The sequence below is a fragment of the Vogesella mureinivorans genome (assembly GCF_007644035.1).
Classification (GTDB): Bacteria; Pseudomonadota; Gammaproteobacteria; order Burkholderiales; family Chromobacteriaceae; genus Vogesella; species Vogesella mureinivorans.
Genome location: NZ_VMTV02000736.1, coordinates 1 through 285, shown reverse-complemented (window position 1 = coordinate 285; position 285 = coordinate 1). Strand labels below are relative to the sequence as shown.

The following is a 285-nucleotide window of genomic DNA, read 5'->3' as shown; positions in this document are numbered from 1 at the left end:
ACAGTCTTACTCCAATTCAAAACTGTTTTTAATGGGTTTTCTAACCAATATACTGAATCCTAAAATTGCCATGATGTATTTGGCTTTACTTCCTCAATTTATCCAACCGCATGAAGGTGCTGTACTTGTACAGACCTTGAAATTAGGTTTTGTACAGATTACTGTAAGCTTACTCACCAATGCCTTTTTTATTTTCTCAGCCAATTCATTTACACAATTTCTAAATCGCCATGTACTTTGGTTAAAAGCACAGAAATGGCTGAGAAAATAAAAAAGGCATTGGTG

Annotated in this window: 1 protein-coding gene; it reads left to right on the top strand. The window is 34.4% G+C overall.

The features are described from left to right. On the top strand, nucleotides 1-271 hold a 271-nt coding region (locus FLQ44_RS17980; RefSeq protein ID WP_170253027.1), incomplete at its 5' end, for a LysE family translocator. Nucleotides 272-285 lie beyond the last annotated feature (14 nt).